Raw genomic sequence first — 15,513 nt, forward strand, 5'->3', positions numbered from 1 at the left:
CGCGGGCATTCGATCAGCAGCAGCGGCTCGATGTCCTGTTCGGCCACGCCGTGCAGGGCGAACAGGCCGCCGTACTGAAGCTCGACGTTGAACACCGTCATGGCGTCGGTCGAGGCCTTGATCGACAGGCGCAGCTCGACCTCGAACAGGCCGTCGGGGCGGCCCTGGGCGTTCATCTCGACGCCCATGTCGATCGCCGGCTTGCCGTCAATGCGCAGCGAGTCCGGGGCCTTGGGGTTCTCGAACGAGAGGTCCTTGACGTACTGGGCGACGATGCGGAAGCCGGGACCCTGCGGCCCTTGATCGGCGGCGGGGGCGCCGGTGGCGGGATCGGAGGGAGGGGCGACGTCGGTCATCGGCGGGGTCTGTCTTGAAAGGGTTGAGGCGCGCTCGATGGCGCCCGGAAGGCGCGGCGACTAGCACGGGCTCGGGGGGTGCGGCAACGACGCTCGCGGAAGCTCAGGGGCGGTTCAGGTTGCGCGGCCCCATATGAGCCCCTAATCGTCACACGTCGCGCCGCTCCGCGGCCGCCAGTCAGGAATCGCCAGTGCCGCCGGTCCAGATCCAGATCGTCATCTTCGCCGTGATCGCCGCCTTCGTCCTGTTCCAGCTCTATAATGTGCTGGGCAAGAAGGTCGGTCGCCAGCCCGAGGACGACGCCCGCGCCAAGGCCGCGGTTCCCGCCGCCGCCGCCGCCCGCGCCGAACCCGCGGCGCCGGGACGCCCCAATGTCCTCGACGCCGTCACCCTGGCCTCGATCGCCGGGCTGAAGGCGCGCGACCCGAACTTCGACCCCGTTCGCTTCCTCGAAGGCGCCCGTCAGGCGCACGAGACCATCGTGCGCGCCTATGCCTCTGGCGACCGCGAGACGCTGAAGCCCCTGCTGACCTCAGCGGTCATGGCCTCGTTCGAGGCGGGCATCGCCGCGCGCGAGACCCGGGGCGAGACCGAAACGACGGAGTTCCTGCACCCGGCGCGCGCCGATCTCGAGATGGCCACCGCCGAGGGCGACAGGGCCACGGCCAAGGTCCGCTTCCTCGCGGAGCTGCGCAACCGCATCCGCTCCGCCGATTCCGCCGCCGAGGAGCAGGTGGAAGAACGCCGCGTCGCCGAGCTGTGGACCTTCGAGCGCACCCTGGGCGCCAGCGATCCCAACTGGGTTCTGGCCCGCACCGAACCCGCCGCGGCGTGATCAGGGCGGACGCGTTGCGCCGTCCCGCCTTGGCAAAGGCGGGGAGCAGCGCCGCGCTCGGCCTGCTGCTGGCGCTCGCCGCCTGCGCCATCCCGGCCCCGCCGTCACCCCCGACCGGCCGTCCGGTCCCGGCGGAACGCCCCCCTGCCCCACCGCCGACCCGGCTCCCGGAATCGTCGCCCGCGCCCGGCGTCAGCCTCGCCGCCCTGCCGGGCTGGGGCGCCGAGGACCATCTGGCGGCGTTCGAGGCCTATACGGCCGGCTGCGGCGTGGCGCGCGAGGGGGCGGCGCGCACCCAGTGTGCGCGGGCGCAGATGCTGCGCCAGACCTCCCGCCCCGTCACCCCCTCGGCGGCGCGGGCCTTCTTCGAGACCGGCTTCACCGTCGTCGCGGCCGAGACGACGGACGGCGCCCCAGGCCTGCTGACGGCCTATTTCGCCCCCGAGTATCCGGCCCGCAGCCGGCCCGACCGGGAGTTCGACGCGCCGGTGCTGGCGCCGCCAGAGGGCTGGACCCGCGGACAGGTGCTTCCGTCCCGGGCGGATATCGAGGCGGCGCCGCCCGCTCGGGCCCTGGCGTGGATGCGGGCCGAGGACCTGTTCTTCATGCAGATCCAGGGGTCCGGCTATCTGACGCTCGAGGACGGACGCCGCGTGCGCGCCGCCTACGCCACCGACAACGGCCGCCCGTTCACCGGCATCGCCCGACCCATGGCCGAGCAGGGCCTGCTGCCGCAGAACGGCACGTCGGGCGACGCCATCCGCCGCTGGCTGGCGGACCACCGGGGACCGGAGGCGCGGGCGGTCATGGCGCTGAACCCCCGCTACATCTTCTTCCGGGCCGACCCTGACGACGGCGGGCATCCGGCGGGCGCCGCGGGCGTCCCCCTGCCCCCCCGCCGCGCCATCGCCGTCGATCCGGCCCACTGGCGCTACGGCGACGTCGTCTGGATCGCCGCCGACGGCGGAAACCTGCGCGGCGCCCGGGGGAGCTATCAGGGGCTGGTCATGGCGTTGGACACCGGCTCGGCCATCCGCGGACCGGTGCGGGCGGACCTCTACATGGGCCGGGGCGAGGCGGCGGGTAGCGAGGCGGGGGCGGTGCGGCATCCGCTCAGGATGTGGCGGCTGGTTCCGAGGAGGTAGGCGCGAAACCTCTCCCTCCCACTTTGGGGGAGGGTCCTTGCCGCGCGGAGCGGCAAGGGGGCGGGGGCGCTTCGGCAAGGCATCCGCCGGCGCTCGCCTCGCCGAGCCCCTCCCACCCGGCTTCGCCTGCGGCTCAGCCACCCTCCCTCAAGCGGGAGGGAGAGGCGGTAGTGCTAGCGCCGCCTGAAACTCCCCAGCACCCCACGCAGCAGCTCGCGCGTGATCGTGCTGCCGGCCGTCCGCAGCACCGACTTGGTCATAGCCTCCACCGGCGTCTCCCGCGTCGAGCGCCGGGCGGGCGCTCTCGCCCGCGGCGCTTCCCGGTCATAGCGCGCCTGTTCGCGCGCCTGCACCTTCTCGCGCGCCACGGCGGCCTTCTCGGCGTCCCGCGCGGCGACAGCGTCTGCCTTCACCCGGGCCTCTGCCAGCTTGGCGTCGGCGGCGGCCTGGTCCTGCTCGCCGCGGCGGGCGGCGAGGATTTCCTCGGCGGAATCGCGGTCGACCACCGCTTCGTAGAGGCCGCGGACGGGGCTGGCGGCCATGACGGCGGCGCGTTCGGCGTCGGTCGCCGGGCCGAGGCGGCTGTCGGGCGGGCGGATCGACGTGCGGGCGACGACCGTGGGCGCGCCCTTGTCGTCAAGGGTCGAGACCAGCGCCTCGCCCACGCCCAGCGACTGGATCGCCTCGGCCGTGTCGAAGGCGGGGTTGGGTCGGAAGCTGTCGGACGCCGCCTTCAGCCCGCGCTGCTCGGCGGGCGTGTAGGCGCGCAGCGCATGCTGGATGCGGTTGCCCAGCTGGGCCAGCACGCTGTCGGGAATGTCGGCCGGGTTCTGGGTGACGAAATAGACGCCCACGCCCTTGGAGCGGATCAGCCGCACCACCTGATCGACCTTCTCGCGCAGGGCCGCAGGGGTGTCGTTGAACAGCAGATGGGCCTCGTCGAAGAAGAAGACGAGGCGCGGCCGGTCGGGGTCGCCGACCTCGGGCAGCTGTTCGAACAGCTCGGACAGCAGCCACAGCAGGAAGACGGCGTACAGGCGCGGGCTGCCCATCAGCCGGGTCGCGTCCAGCACATTGACCTGTCCGCGACCGTCGAGACCTGTCCGCATCATGTCCTCCAGCCGCAGGGCCGGTTCGCCGAAGAAGGCGTCTCCGCCCTGCTGTTCCAGCTGCAGGATGGCGCGCTGGATCGAGGCGATGGAAGCGGGGGCGACATTGCCGACCTCGCGCCCAATCCGCTCGGCGTTCTCGCCCAGATAGACCAGCATGGCGCGCAGGTCGTCGAGGTCGAGCAGCAGCAGGCCCTCCGTGTCCGCGACGTGGAACAGGACCGACAGCACGCCCTCCTGCACCTCGTTCAGATTCAGCATCCGCGCCAGCAGCAGCGGGCCGATCTCGCTCACGGTGGTGCGGATCGGGTGGCCCTTCTGGCCGTACAGGTCCCAGAACACCGTCGGCGCCGCCCTGGGCTGCAGCGTCAGCCCCATGGAGGCGGCGCGGGCCAGCAGCTTCTCATTGGGCGCGCCCGGTACGCAGATGCCGGACAGATCGCCTTTCACATCGGCGCAGAACACCGGCACCCCGGCGTCGGAGAACCCCTGGGCCATGATCTGCAGGGTCACGGTCTTGCCGGTGCCCGTCGCGCCCGCCACGACGCCGTGACGGTTGGCCCGGTGGAACAGCAGGTGCTGCGGTCCGGCGGCTCCCGCGTCATCAGACTGGCCGAGGAACAGACCGGGGGCGGCGTCAGGCATGGGAACTCCGGGAGGCGGGCGGCGCTCATGCTCTACCGGCAAGCGAAGCTGTTCAAGGCCGGATTGACGCCGCGGGCCGGGACCTTGACCATATGCCCATGAAAACCCCGATCGCCCTGCCGGCCTCGACCGTCTCGCGCAACGCCCTGGTGCTGATCGCCGTGGTCGCCGGCGGGGCCGCCGTCTTCTGGCTCAGGGACATCCTCACGCCGCTGGCCATGGCCCTGTTCCTGATGATCATGATCGACGGGGTGAAGCGGTCGATCGAGGCCCGGACGCCGGTGCCGTCGCGCTGGGCCGGCGTGGCCGCCTTGCTGGTGGTGGTGCTGGGCTTCCTCGCCTCCATCGCCGTCATCACCAACGGGGCCCTGAACTTTTTCAGCGAAGCCTCGGGCGTGACCACCCGGATCGGGCCCCGCATCGATCAGATCCTCGCCGACGGCTCCCGGTTGTTCGGCGCCGAGACGGCCCCCACCGCCAGCCAGCTGATCGCCCAACTGGACCTGCGGGCCTGGCTGGGGCGGTTCGCCGGTCAGGTTTCCGGCGTCCTGTCGGGGGCCTTCTTCGTGATGGTCTATCTCGGCTTTCTGCTGGCGGCCCAGAACGGCTTCCGGCGCAAGATCGTCGGCCTGTTCCCCGGCCGGGCGGCTCGGTCCGAGGCGCTGGAGGTGTTCGCGCGAGTGCGCGGGGGGGTCGAGGGCTATCTGTGGGTCCAGACCGTCACCGGCGCCATGATCTGCGCCGCCGCCTGGCTGCTGATGCGGGCCGTGGGTCTCCAGAACGCCGAGTTCTGGACCTTCGTCATCTTCATCGTCGGCTTCATCCCGGTGCTGGGCGGGGCCGTGGCGGGTCTGGCCCCGCCGCTGTTCGCCCTGGTTCAGTTCGAGAGCTACTGGCCGGCGCTGATCCTGTTGATCGGCCTCCAGGTGATCCTGTTCATCAGCGGCAACCTGATCCAGCCGCGCATGCAGGGGGACAACCAGAACATCGATCCGGTGGTGGTGCTGCTGTCGCTGGCGCTGTGGGGCCAGCTTTGGGGCGTGGTCGGCATGTTCCTGTCGACGCCGCTGGCGGTCATGGCCATGGCGGTGCTGGCCGAGTTCAAGGGCTCGCGCTGGATGGCCATCCTGTTGTCCGGCGACGGCGAACCCTACGCACAGGAGGACGACGAGCCTGAGGTCGAGCCCGCGTCAACACGCCGCAACCCGGCGGCCGCCGAGGGCGCCGCTCGCCCTTGATCGGCCACAACCGGCCCCTATCTCCTCCCTGTCGCCGCGGCTCCCTCCCCTCCCCCAAGGCCGCGGCGGAATCGATCGGCGCCAACCCTCCCCCTCCTGGGCGCCGATCCGAAGCAGGCCGCCGGGCGCAAGCCCGGCGGCCTTGTCGTTTCCGGCGTCTGTCGACCGGATCGCCGCTTTTGGGGGTTCCCGAGACCGGGCGGCTGGCCTAGTCAGGCGGCCGTCGGAGAGACCGCTTGCCCCTGCGGCGCAGCGGCCTAGTCTGACCCCTGCTTTCCGGCGGCCGCAGACGAGGCCGCGTCGACAAGAGACCTGCCCATGTCCGGCGAACACGCTGCCAAGCTTCCTCAGGCGATTACGCTGGAGGCGCTGGAGGCGGCGTTCGGAGCAGCGGCGGGAGGCTCGCCCGGCGACGCCGCCCGCTCCTATCTGGCGCAGGCCTTCGACGACTACGCCGCCGACGAGACGCCCGAGCTGGGAGGCGCCGATCTGGCCGCGCTGCTGGCGGCGGTCTGGACGTCCGCCGAAGGGCGCAAGGCCGGAGAGCCCGCGCGCATCACCCTGGGGCCGCTGACCGGCGCCGACGGCCATCCCACCGGCTACGACAGCCTCGCGCTCGTGCAGGACGACCGGCCCTTCCTCGTCGACAGCGTCATGGGCGAACTGGCCGAAGCCGGCGTCACGGTGCGGTCGATGTACCATCCGATCGTGGAGCGCGACGGGGCCCGCCTGTCGCTGATCGTCGTCGTCATGGACCCGCTGCCGCAGGAGCGGCGCGACGTGCTGGGCGAGGCGCTGGCCGCGACCATGAACGACGTGCGCGCGGCGGTGGCCGACCACGCCGCCATGAACGCCCTGATGGCCCGGTCGATCACCCACCTCGAGAGCTCGCCTCCGGGCGTCGATCCCGAGGTGCTGGCCGAGAACCTGGCCTTCCTGAACTGGCTTCAGGCGGACCACTTCGTCTTCCTCGGCGCGCGCGACTACGACTATCCGCGCAGCGCCGACGGCGGCTACGAGGCCGAGGCGCCGCTGTCGCAGTCGGGCGCCGGGCTGGGCGTGCTGGCCGACCCGAACCGCACAGTGCTGCGCCGCGCCAACGAGCCGGCGGTCCTGACCCGCTCGATGAAGCGCCAACTGGACCTGTCCGAACCGGTGACGGTGGCCAAGGCCAACGTCCGCTCCCGCGTCCACCGCCGGGCCTACATGGACTACATCGGGGTCAAGCGGTTCGGGCCGGACGGCCGCCCGTCGGGCGAGACCCGCTTCGTCGGCCTGTTCACGGCAGAGGCCTACGACCGCGCCGCCTCTCAGGTGCCGCTGGTGCGCCGCAAGGTCGCCAACGCGCTGGCCCGGGCGGACAAGACCGCCGGCAGCCACAGCGAGAAGCGGCTGAAGAACATCCTCGAAAACTATCCCCGCGACGAGCTCTTCCAGATCGGAGAGACCGAGCTGCTCGAGATCGCGCGCGGCATCCTGCACCTGCACGACCGGCCCCGGATCAAGATTTTCACCCGCCAGGACCCGTTCGACCGCTTCGTCTCGATCCTGGCCTTCATCCCCCGTGAGCGCTTCGACGCCTCGGTTCGGGAACGGATCGGGCGCATTCTCGCCAAGGCCTGGGGCGGGCGGCTGTCGGCCTGGTATCCCCAGCTGTCGGACCAGCCGCTGGTCCGCATCCACTACATCGTCGGAGTGACGGCCGGCGATCATCCGTGTCCGGATCAAGCCGAGCTTGAGGCCGAGGTGGCCGAGGCTGGGCGCAGCTGGGTCGACCGGTTCGAGTCGGCGCTGCGCGAGGCCGACGTCGACGACGTGGCCGTGGGGCCGCTGAGCGCCAAATGGGCCGAGGCCTTCGGCGCCGGCTACCGCGACCGATATGACGCCGGCGAGGCGGTGCGTGATCTGATGGCGGTCGACGGGCTGAACGCCTCGGGCGCGGTCGGGGCGGGACAGCCGGTGTCGGTGCGCGCCTTCCGCACGGCGGCGGACGGGCCCCTGAACTTCCGCTTCAAGCTGTACCGCCGGGGCGCCGCCGTGCCCCTGTCGGACGTGCTGCCCATTCTCAGCGACATGGGGCTGAAGACGCTGGAGGAGTGGGGCCACGCCCTGCACCCCGCCGGCGATCCCGACATCCATGTGCACGAGTTCCTGCTGGAGGACCCGCGCGGCTCAGACCTGAAGTTCGAGGACGTGAAGGGGCCGTTCGAGGCCGCGTTCACCGCCGTGTGGAACGGCCTGACCGAGAGCGACGGCTTCAACCGTCTGGTGCTGGAGCTGGGCGTCGACTGGCGCGAGGCCGCGCTGGTCCGGACGCTGGCCCGCTATCGTCAGCAGACCGGCCTCGACCCGTCGCAGGCGGTGCAGGAGGAGGCCCTGCGCGACTATCCCGCCGTGGCCCGCGCCATACTGGAACTGTTCGAGACGAAATTCGACCCGGCCAGGGGCGGGGACGCCGCCGGCCGGGAGCCGGCGGTGGCGGAGGTGTTCGCCCGCATCACCGACCTCCTGCAGGGGGTGAAGAGCCTCGACCACGACAAGGCGCTGCGCCGGCTGGCCCTGCTGGTGCAGGCCATCAAGCGCACCAACTACTACCAGGCCACCCTGGACGGGGCCCCCAAGCCGCACATTTCGATCAAGATCGCGTCGCGCGAATTGGCCGACCTGCCGCTGCCGAAACCGTTCCGCGAGATCTTCGTCTGGGCCCCGCACATCGAGGGCGTCCATCTGCGCTTCGGACCCGTGGCCCGTGGCGGCCTGCGCTGGTCCGACCGCCGCGACGACTTCCGAACCGAGGTGCTGGGTCTGGTCAAGGCGCAGCAGGTCAAGAACGCCGTCATCGTGCCGGTCGGCTCGAAAGGCGGCTTCTTTCCCAAACACCTGGCCGCCATCGTCCGGTCCGGCGGCGACCGTGACGCCCAGCAGGCCGAGGCGATCCGCGCCTACAAGACCTTCCTGTCAGGTTTGCTTGACGTCACCGACAACATCGCCAAGGACGGCGTGGTCGTGCATCCGGCCAAGGTGGTCCGCTTCGAGGGCGACGACCCGTATCTGGTCGTGGCCGCCGACAAGGGCACGGCGACCTTCTCCGACATCGCAAACGGGGTGTCGCGCGACTACGGCTTTTGGCTGGACGACGCGTTCGCGAGCGGCGGCTCGGTCGGCTACGACCACAAGGTCATGGGCATCACCGCCCGCGGCGCATGGGAGGCGGTCAAGCGCCACTTCCGCGAGATGGGCCCGCGGGACAAGGTGTGGGACATCCAGACCGAGGCCTTCACCGTGGTCGGCGTCGGCGACATGAGCGGCGACGTGTTCGGCAACGGCATGCTGCTGTCGAAGGCGATCAAGTTGGTCGCCGCCTTCGACCACCGCGACATCTTCATCGACCCCAACCCGGACCCGGCCAGTTCGTGGGCCGAGCGGGAGCGGATGTTCCGCCTGCCGCGCTCGTCGTGGCAGGACTACGACCTGTCGAAGATATCAAAGGGCGGCGGCGTGTTCTCGCGCGGCGCCAAGTCGATCGAGCTGTCGCCGGAGATCAAGTCCGCGCTCGACATCTCCGACGATGCCCTCGATCCGGCCGGCCTGATGAAGGCGATCCTCAAGGCGCCGGCGGACCTGCTCTATCTCGGCGGCATCGGCACCTATGTGAAGGCGCCGCACGAGACCGACGCCCAGGTCGGCGACAAGGCCAACGATGCGATCCGCATCGACGGGGGCGAGCTGCGGGTCAAGGTGGTGGGGGAGGGCGCCAACCTCGGCCTGACGCAGGCCGGGCGGATCGCCTTCGCGCGATCCGGAGGGCGGATCAACACCGACGCCATCGACAACTCGGCCGGCGTGGACAGCTCCGACCACGAGGTCAACATCAAGATCCTGACGGGGGCGGCCATCGCCTCCGGCGCCCTGAAGGCGGGGGACCGCGACGCCCTGCTGGCCTCGATGACCGACGAGGTCGGGCTGAAGGTGCTGGTCCACAACTACGACCAGACGCTGGCCGTCTCGCTGCAGGAGGCGGAGGGCCCGACGGCGCTCGACGCCCAGCAGCGGTTCATGCAGTGGCTGGGCTCGAAGGGGAAGCTGGACCGGAAGGTCGAGGGCCTGCCCGACGACGTGAAGCTGGCCGAGATGAAGACCGCCGGTCTTGCGTTGAGCCGGCCGGAGCTGGCGGTGCTGACGGCCTATTCCAAGCTGGAGCTGTTCGACGACATCGTCGGATCAAGCGCGCCGGACGACGCCTTCTTCGAGCAGACGCTGGTGCGGTACTTCCCCGAGCCGCTGGCGAAGTTCGAGGCCGACATGCAGCGCCACCGGCTGCGGCGCGAGATCGTCTCGACCATCCTGTCGAACGAGATCGTCAACATGGCCGGCCCCACCTTCCCCGAGCGGCTGCGCCAGTCGGCGCGGTGCGACACGGCGGCGCTGGTGCTCGCCTTCGAGGCGGCGCGGCAGATCTTCCGCCTCGACGCGGCCTGGGACGGGGTCTCGGCGCTGGACCTCAGGATCCCGGCCGCGGCCCAAACCGCCCTGTATCAGGAGATCGCCACCGTGCTGCGCCGCCAGACCTTCTGGCTGGCCCGCCGCGCGATGCGGCCGGGCGCGACGGTCGACGGTCTGATCCAGGCCTACCGCCCCGCCGCCGACGCCCTGCGCGCGGCCGGCGGCTCGGTGCTGTCGCGGTTCGAGAAGGGGCGGCTGGAAAGCCGGGTCCAGACGTTCGTCGATCTCGGCGCGTCGGCCGCCATGGCGCGCGACTTCGCCATGCTGCAGCCGCTGGTCGCCACCGCCGACGTCGCCGATCTGGCCAAGGAGGCGGGCTGGCCCGAGCCGGCGATGGCGACGCTGTACCACCAGGTCGGCGCCGCCTTCGACTTCGACCGGCTGCGCGCTGCGGCGGGCGCCGCTCCGTCGGCGGATCATTTCGACCGGCTGGCCGTCCGTCGCCTGATCGAGGATCTGATGGCCGAGCAGGCCGTGCTGACCCGCGCCGTCGCCAAGGCTTCGGCGGTGTCTGTCGGCTCCAGCGAGAAGGCCGCCGAAAAGGCTGTCGACGCCTGGATCGGCCCCCGCCTGCAGACGGTCGAGGGCGTCCGGGCGTCGGTCGACGAGATCGAGGCTTCGGGCGCGGGCTGGACCTTCGCCAAACTGACCATCGCCAACAGCGTCATCCGTGAGATAGCTTCGTCAGCGGGCTAGGCCGCCCGGGAGAGCTTTCGATGCCGCGCAAATTCCTGGTCGTGGTCGACGACAGCCCCGAGTTCGAGGCGGCCTTGCGCTACGCCGCTCGCCGGGCGCGTTCGACGGGCGGGCGCGTAGCCCTGCTGAGGGTCATTCCGCCGGCTGCCTCCGACGCCCACTGGGCCGGCGTGCGGGACGAGATCGAACGTCAGACGCGGCTCGAGGCCGAGACCCTGCTGAACAAATGGGCGGAGGAGGCGCTGACCCGCTCCGGCGCCGCGCCGCTGCTGCTGATCGAACGGGGCGAGCCGCAGAACGCCATCCGCAAGGTCGTCGGCGAGGACCCCGAGATCAAGATACTGGTGCTGGCGGCCGGCGGCGGCGTGCGCGGCCCGGGTCCGCTGGTGGCGGCGGTGGTCAAACAGGGCGCCGCCTTCACGGGCCGCAAGCTTCCGGTCACGATCGTGCCGGGCGAGCTGACCGAAAAGGACATCGAGGACCTGGCGTAGGGGCCAGGTTCGTCGGGCGGCGGCTGGTTCGGCGTCGGTTGGTTCGTCACAAAGAACACGAAGAACAACCACGAAGGACACGAAGGAACCTGCGCCCGGCCTTGCGCGCAGCGCCTTCCAAAACCGTCAAAGGATGAATGCCTGCGTCGCCGCCACCCGGTCCCTTCGTGTCCTTTGTGCCTCTTCCTTCGTGCACTTCGTGACGAACCTCCTCATTGTCCGGACCCTCCGCGGCCGAAAGGTTGGCACGTCTTGAACCCTCGCCCAGGAGGGCGCATCTGGCGGCTATGTTCATCCAGACCGAACCGACCCCCAATCCGAACGTGCTCAAGTTCCTGCCTGGACGCGAGGTGTCGGCGCAGCCGCGCGAGTACCGCACCGTCGACGAAGCCGTCGCCTCGCCGCTGGCCGAGGGGCTGTTCGCGCTGGAGGGCGTCGCCGGAGTCTTCTACGGATCCGACTATGTCTCGGTGACGCGACAGGCCGATGGTCCTGATTGGAGCCAGATGAAGGCGCCGATCCTGGCGGCCATCATGGACCAGTTCGTCTCGGGCCGGCCGCTGGTCCAGGACGAGGGCGCCGCGGCGGATACCGCCGAGGACACCGAAATCGTGTCCGAGATCAAGCAGTTGCTCGACAGCCGCATCCGTCCGGCTGTGGCCCAGGACGGCGGCGACATCCTGTTCGACGCCTTCGACGAAGAGACCGGCGTGCTGACGCTGCGCATGCGCGGCGCCTGCGCCGGCTGCCCGTCGTCGTCGGCCACGCTGAAGGCCGGGGTCGAGCAGATGATGAAACACTATGTGCCGGAAGTGACCCGGGTAGAGCAGGTGTTGTAGCCCCTCTCTCGCCGTCATCCTCGGGCTTGACCCGAGGATCAGAGGCGGCGCGAGCCTGTGCGCTGGAGGCGGCCCTGACACAGCGGCTTCCGAGGTCATCGACGGAGCACCGGACGGCCTGATCCTCGGGTCAAGCCCGAGGCGACGGCGGTGGGGGGTGGGGCTTTCGCCTCCTGAAACGAATTCGTTCTCGATTCCGGCGGGCGACGGCGCCATGTTCGCGCCGTGCCCCGGTTTGAAAGCGACATTGACGCGCGACGTCTCGGCGATGCCCTTGCGGCGCTCCGGCGCGAGCGGGGGTTGAGTCAGGCCGAGGCCGGGCGCAGCGCCGGCATGACCAGCCAGGGCTGGGGTCTGTACGAGGCCGGGCGCCGGCCGGGGCTGTTCCGTCCGGATGTTCAGCGCCGGCTGACGCTGGCGATCGGCGCGACGCCGGAAGCGCTGGCGCTGGTGGGCGGCGGCCCTCCCGAGGCTCCAGCAGACCCGGCCGCATCCGGCGTAAGTAGCGCAGGCCGGATCTTCGACGGCGCCTCGTCCGCGACACGCCGACTTCAGCTGTCCAACGACGACCTGGCCCCGTGGGCGGCCTCCGGGGTGGTGCTGGAGTATCAGCCGGGACGCTGGCCCCGGCGGGATCAGGGCTGCGTTATCGAGACGGCGGACGGCGAGGTCATGGTCCGGCTCTACGACCGAGCCGACGCCGACGTCATCGTCGTGCGGGGCGGCCCTGGGGGTCTCGCGGCGGAAGAGCGGCTCGCCCGCGCCGCCGCCCGATCGGTGTCCGCCGTTACGGCGCGACTGGAAGGCTGATGAAACTAAATCGTTGCGAGCCGCCGGTTTCCGTGAAACTGTCCCGTTGGGAGCAGGAGGCGCGAGCGCATGGCCAGAACGGGGGGACGAGACGATGTGGACGCCTACGTCGGCGCGCGGATCGGGCTGAGGCGCTCGGCGCTCGGGCTGTCGCAGACGGCGCTGGCGCAGCGGCTGGGGATCAGCTTCCAGCAGGTGCAGAAGTACGAGACGGGGCAGAACCGCATTTCGGCGTCGCGGCTGTACCGAACGGCCGTCGTGCTTGGAACCTCGGTCGAGGCCTTCTTCCCGCCGGTCGAAGCCGGGGCCGCGCCGGGAGAGGACGGGTGGGCCGCGCTGCGTTCGATCACCGCAACGGCGGACGGGCGAGCCGTGGCGACGGGGTTCCCGCGCATCGCCGACCGGGACCTGCGCAAGGCCGTGGCGCGGATCGTGCGCGCGCTCGGCGGCGAAGGCTGACGCACGCCCGCCCCGTTCGGCTGGAGCGCCCGGCGTGAGGGTGCTGGTGATCGACACGGCCCTGGGCCTCTGCACGGCTGGCGTGTTCATGGTCGACGGCGGCGCCGTCCGTGAGTTGGGCCTGCGGTCGGAGCCCATGAGCAAGGGTCATTCGGAGCGTCTGGCGGGGTTCGCGCGGGACGCCGTCGCCGGCTCCGGGCTGCGCTTCGCGGACCTCGACCGGATCGGCGTCATCGTCGGGCCGGGCTCGTTCACCGGCCTGAGGGTCGGGATGGCGTTCGCGCTGGGGCTGGGCGCGGCGCTGGATCGGCCGGTGGTCGGCCTGTCGAGCCTCGACGCCCTGGCCGCTTCAGTCGAGGCCGCGAGCGTGGCGGCGCTTATCGACGCCCGGCGGGGGCAGGTCTACGCACGATTTTTCGCCCATGGCGTTCCGGCAGGGGGGCCGGAAGCCCTGTCGCTTGAGGCCGGGGCGGAGCGCATCGCCGGCCTCGCGTCCGACGCGACGCTGGTCGGCTCGGGCGCGGCCCTGTTCGACGACCCGGCGAGGTCGGCGTCCGTCCTGTCGCTGGCCGGTCCGACGCCGGCGGCTCTCGCCCGCCTGACCGCGAAGGCCGATCCGGAGCTGGCTCCGGCGCGTCCCCTGTACCTGCGGGCGCCGGACGCCTTGCCGCCGACCCGCACGCCGGGACAGGCGCGGCCGGGCCGAGGCTGATGGCCGGCGTGGGCGCGGCGGCCGCCCGCCTCGCGGCCCTGCACGGCGAAGCGTTCGACGCGCCATGGGACGCGGCGGCGTTCGCAACCCTGCTGGACCAACCCGGCGTGTCGGCGGCGGAGGCGGTGGACGGCTTCATCCTGATCCGCACGGCGGCGGGCGAGGCGGAGATCCTGACGCTGGCGGTCCGACCGTCCGCCCGGCGGCGCGGCGTGGGCGCCGATCTGCTGGCCCAAGGCCTCGTCCTCGCCGTCGCCGGGGGCGCCGAGCGGATGTTCCTGGAGGTGGCCGAGGACAATGCCGCCGCCCGCGCCCTCTACGCCCGCGCCGGCTTCGCCGAGGCCGGGCGGCGGCGGGGCTATTACGCCCGGCCAGACGGTCCGGCGGCCGATGCGCTGGTGCTGGCGCTCGACCTCGGGAACGCGCTTCCCTAGCCGGGGCGGCGCGCCTATTCTGCGTCCATGGACCGGATAGAGAAGCTCTGCGCCGACCGCGGCATGCGCATGACCGAGCAGCGGCGCGTGATCGCGCGGGTGCTGTCCAGCGCCGAGGACCACCCCGATGTCGAGGAGCTGTACCGCCGCGCCTCGTCCATCGATCCCCATATCTCGATCGCCACCGTCTATCGCACCGTGCGCCTGTTCGAAGAGGCGGGCGTGGTCGAGAAGCACGACTTCGGCGACGGCCGCAGCCGCTATGAAGAGGCCGGCGACGACCACCACGACCACCTGATCGACACCCGCACCGGCGAGGTCATCGAATTCTTCGACGCCGAGATCGAGCGGCTCAAGACCGAGATCGCCGAACGGCTGGGCTTCGAACTGATCGGCCACAAGCTGGAGCTTTACGGCAAGCCGATCCCGGGCGCCGAGCCGTCCAAGCGCGAGGGCCTGATCTTCCACCGCAACGCCGCTCGCGTCGACGTGGACGCGCTCGACACCTGACCCGCGTGCGCCTCGGCTCAGGTAGCGGAAATCCGCGTTGCGGCCTAGACATGCGCCGATGACCGAGATCCTGACCGCGCCCCCGGTCGAGCCGCCGCGCAAGCGGCTGTTCATCAAGACCTACGGCTGCCAGATGAACGTCTACGACTCCGAGCGCATGGCCGATGTGCTGCGCCCGCTGGGTTATACGGCGACGGACACGGCGGAGGACGCCGACTTCGTCATCCTGAACACCTGCCACATCCGCGAAAAGGCGGCCGAGAAGGTCTATTCCGAGCTGGGGCGGCTGAAGGTGATGAAGGCCGAGCGCGCCGCCGCCGGCGCGGGCATGACCATCGCCGTGGCCGGCTGCGTCGCCCAGGCGGAAGGGCAGGAGATCATCCGCCGCCAGCCGGCCGTCGACCTGGTCGTCGGACCCCAGGCCTACCATCAGCTGCCCGAGCTGCTGACCCGCACGGCGCGGGCGCGGGGCGAGCGGATCGGGGCCGACTTCGCGCCGGTCGACAAGTTCGACGCCCTGCCGCGGGCGCGCGGCGTCGACGGCCCGACCGCCTTCCTGACGGTGCAGGAGGGCTGCGACAAGTTCTGCACCTTCTGCGTCGTCCCCTACACCCGCGGCGCGGAGTGGTCGCGGCCGGTGGCGGCGGTGCTGGCCGAGGCGCGGGAGTTGGCGGAGCAGGGGGTGCGCGAGCTGACCCTGCTGGGCCAGAACGTCAACGCCTACGACGGC

At 71.3% G+C, this 15,513-nt stretch carries 14 protein-coding genes; 12 read left to right on the forward strand and 2 right to left on the reverse strand.

From position 1 onward, the window contains the following. Positions 1 to 356 (reverse strand): protein-export chaperone SecB (locus VGB60_RS11730; RefSeq protein ID WP_331038432.1); only part of this gene is annotated, 356 nt, incomplete at its 3' end. Between the two features lie 191 nt (positions 357 to 547). Between VGB60_RS11730 and timA the strand changes: the two genes are divergently transcribed. Together timA and VGB60_RS11740 are read left to right on the forward strand one after the other, a co-directional pair. Then, positions 548 to 1,192 (forward strand): TIM44-related membrane protein TimA, encoded by a 645-nt coding sequence (timA, locus tag VGB60_RS11735; RefSeq protein WP_331038433.1) that lies wholly within the window; start codon positions 548 to 550, stop codon positions 1,190 to 1,192. A 14-nt stretch (positions 1,193 to 1,206) separates the two neighbouring features. Beyond that, positions 1,207 to 2,337: an MltA domain-containing protein gene (locus tag VGB60_RS11740; protein WP_331038434.1), complete on the forward strand. Its 1,131-nt coding sequence runs from the start codon at positions 1,207 to 1,209 to the stop codon at positions 2,335 to 2,337. A 173-nt stretch (positions 2,338 to 2,510) separates the two neighbouring features. On the opposite strand, the gene VGB60_RS11745 is transcribed toward VGB60_RS11740, so the two are convergent. Then, on the reverse strand, positions 2,511 to 4,091 hold the full coding sequence (locus tag VGB60_RS11745; RefSeq protein ID WP_331038435.1) for a helicase HerA-like domain-containing protein: 1,581 nt from the start codon (positions 4,089 to 4,091) through the stop codon (positions 2,511 to 2,513). Positions 4,092 to 4,189: 98 nt separating this feature from the next. Between VGB60_RS11745 and VGB60_RS11750 the strand changes: the two genes are divergently transcribed. The 10 genes from VGB60_RS11750 to VGB60_RS11795 all read left to right on the forward strand — a co-directional run. After that, entirely contained in the window at positions 4,190 to 5,329 is a 1,140-nt protein-coding gene (locus tag VGB60_RS11750) for an AI-2E family transporter (protein WP_331038436.1), read from the forward strand. Between the two features lie 318 nt (positions 5,330 to 5,647). Continuing rightward, positions 5,648 to 10,528: an NAD-glutamate dehydrogenase gene (locus tag VGB60_RS11755; protein ID WP_331038437.1), complete on the forward strand. Its 4,881-nt coding sequence runs from the start codon at positions 5,648 to 5,650 to the stop codon at positions 10,526 to 10,528. 20 nt (positions 10,529 to 10,548) lie between these two features. After that, a complete protein-coding gene (locus tag VGB60_RS11760) occupies positions 10,549 to 11,019 on the forward strand; it encodes a universal stress protein (RefSeq protein ID WP_331038438.1) in 471 nt (156 codons plus the stop codon). Between the two features lie 287 nt (positions 11,020 to 11,306). Further along, a complete protein-coding gene (locus VGB60_RS11765; RefSeq protein ID WP_331038439.1) occupies positions 11,307 to 11,858 on the forward strand; it encodes a NifU family protein in 552 nt (183 codons plus the stop codon). A 225-nt stretch (positions 11,859 to 12,083) separates the two neighbouring features. Next, positions 12,084 to 12,668, forward strand: a complete 585-nt coding sequence (locus tag VGB60_RS11770) for a helix-turn-helix transcriptional regulator (protein WP_331038440.1) — start codon at positions 12,084 to 12,086, stop codon at positions 12,666 to 12,668. A gap of 69 nt (positions 12,669 to 12,737) precedes the next feature. Then, the gene (locus VGB60_RS11775; RefSeq protein ID WP_331038441.1) at positions 12,738 to 13,127 is read left to right on the forward strand and encodes a helix-turn-helix transcriptional regulator; all 390 of its coding nucleotides are present in this window, start codon (positions 12,738 to 12,740) and stop codon (positions 13,125 to 13,127) included. 34 nt (positions 13,128 to 13,161) lie between these two features. Continuing rightward, positions 13,162 to 13,839, forward strand: a complete 678-nt coding sequence (gene tsaB / locus VGB60_RS11780) for a tRNA (adenosine(37)-N6)-threonylcarbamoyltransferase complex dimerization subunit type 1 TsaB (RefSeq protein ID WP_331038442.1) — start codon at positions 13,162 to 13,164, stop codon at positions 13,837 to 13,839. Then, a complete protein-coding gene (locus tag VGB60_RS11785; RefSeq protein WP_331038443.1) occupies positions 13,839 to 14,273 on the forward strand; it encodes a GNAT family N-acetyltransferase in 435 nt (144 codons plus the stop codon). The genes tsaB and VGB60_RS11785 overlap by 1 nt, the downstream gene beginning before the upstream one ends. A 27-nt stretch (positions 14,274 to 14,300) precedes the next feature. After that, the gene (locus VGB60_RS11790; protein ID WP_331038444.1) at positions 14,301 to 14,783 is read left to right on the forward strand and encodes a Fur family transcriptional regulator; all 483 of its coding nucleotides are present in this window, start codon (positions 14,301 to 14,303) and stop codon (positions 14,781 to 14,783) included. A gap of 58 nt (positions 14,784 to 14,841) precedes the next feature. Then, positions 14,842 to 15,513: radical SAM protein (locus VGB60_RS11795; RefSeq protein WP_331038445.1), on the forward strand; the 672-nt coding region annotated here is incomplete at its 3' end.

The sequence above is a fragment of the Brevundimonas sp. genome (genome assembly GCF_036399195.1).
Lineage (GTDB): Bacteria > Pseudomonadota > Alphaproteobacteria > Caulobacterales > Caulobacteraceae > Brevundimonas.

Excerpts from the sequence above, each read along its gene's own strand:
- VGB60_RS11745 (WP_331038435.1), bottom strand. The coding sequence starts at position 4,091 with ATGCCTGACGCCGCCCCCGGTCTGTTCCTCGGCCAGTCTGATGACGCG.
- VGB60_RS11750 (WP_331038436.1), top strand. The coding sequence starts at position 4,190 with ATGAAAACCCCGATCGCCCTGCCGGCCTCGACCGTCTCGCGCAACGCC.
- VGB60_RS11755 (WP_331038437.1), top strand. The coding sequence starts at position 5,648 with ATGTCCGGCGAACACGCTGCCAAGCTTCCTCAGGCGATTACGCTGGAG.
- VGB60_RS11760 (WP_331038438.1), top strand. The coding sequence starts at position 10,549 with ATGCCGCGCAAATTCCTGGTCGTGGTCGACGACAGCCCCGAGTTCGAG.
- VGB60_RS11765 (WP_331038439.1), top strand. The coding sequence starts at position 11,307 with ATGTTCATCCAGACCGAACCGACCCCCAATCCGAACGTGCTCAAGTTC.
- VGB60_RS11775 (WP_331038441.1), top strand. The coding sequence starts at position 12,738 with ATGGCCAGAACGGGGGGACGAGACGATGTGGACGCCTACGTCGGCGCG.
- VGB60_RS11785 (WP_331038443.1), top strand. The coding sequence starts at position 13,839 with ATGGCCGGCGTGGGCGCGGCGGCCGCCCGCCTCGCGGCCCTGCACGGC.
- VGB60_RS11790 (WP_331038444.1), top strand. The coding sequence starts at position 14,301 with ATGGACCGGATAGAGAAGCTCTGCGCCGACCGCGGCATGCGCATGACC.